Source organism: Streptococcus pluranimalium, assembly GCF_047785745.1.
Lineage (GTDB): Bacteria > Bacillota > Bacilli > Lactobacillales > Streptococcaceae > Streptococcus > Streptococcus pluranimalium_B.
Genome location: NZ_JBLOJT010000209.1, coordinates 1 through 889, shown reverse-complemented (window position 1 = coordinate 889; position 889 = coordinate 1). Strand labels below are relative to the sequence as shown.

The window sequence follows — 889 nt, the reverse complement described above, 5'->3', positions numbered from 1 at the left end:
GCCTAAAAAGTTAACAATAATTCGTTAACAAGGATTCGCTTTCATGTTATAATAGGTGTAAGTATTCTATAAGGAGTTTTTAATGGAAGCGTTGAAAAAATTAGCTGGTCTAAAGGCCGCTGAGTATGTCACTGATGGTATGATAGTTGGTCTGGGAACTGGATCAACTGCCTATTATTTTGTTGAAGAGTTAGGACGTCGTGTCAAGGAAGAAGGACTCTCCATTATTGGAGTGACAACATCTAGCAAGACAACCAAACAGGCAGAAAGTTTAGGCATTCCATTAAAAGCGGTTGATGATATTGATATCATTGATCTCACGGTCGACGGTGCAGATGAGGTGGATCCTCAATTCAATGGTATCAAAGGTGGAGGTGGTGCTCTGCTTATGGAAAAAATCGTCGCAACGCCAACAAAAGAATACATCTGGGTTGTTGATGAGTCCAAGATGGTTGAACAACTCGGAGCCTTTAAATTACCTGTTGAAGTCGTTCAATACGGTGCTGATCGTCTCTTCCGTTATTTTGAAAAAGAGGGATTCAAACCATCTTATCGTCAAACAAATGGTCAACGCTTTGTCACAGATATGCAAAATTACATCATTGACCTTGATTTAGGAAAAATCGAAGATCCAATTGGTTTTGGTAAGCAACTAAAAGCCATGGTTGGTGTTGTTGACCACGGACTCTTTAACGGAATGGTTAATAAAGTTATTGTTGCAAGTCAAGACGGTGTTAAAGTCATAGAGGCTTAATCATATTGTCTTTGATTATTTTGGTCATTCTTTTTATAACAATGTGTTATACAGGTAGCAGGGTGCTAACCGTAACCACCCTTAGATAGGAAAATTATGTCTACATTTGATCGTATTCACTTAGTGGTACTTGAC

1 protein-coding gene is annotated in these 889 nt (G+C 38.6%); it reads left to right on the top strand.

The window, feature by feature from the left end; translation table 11 throughout:
* Positions 1-82: 82 nt before the first annotated feature.
* A complete protein-coding gene (rpiA, locus tag ACMZ6U_RS10520) occupies positions 83-754 on the top strand; it encodes a ribose-5-phosphate isomerase RpiA (RefSeq protein WP_416108360.1) in 672 nt (223 codons plus the stop codon).
* Positions 755-889: the final 135 nt, after the last annotated feature.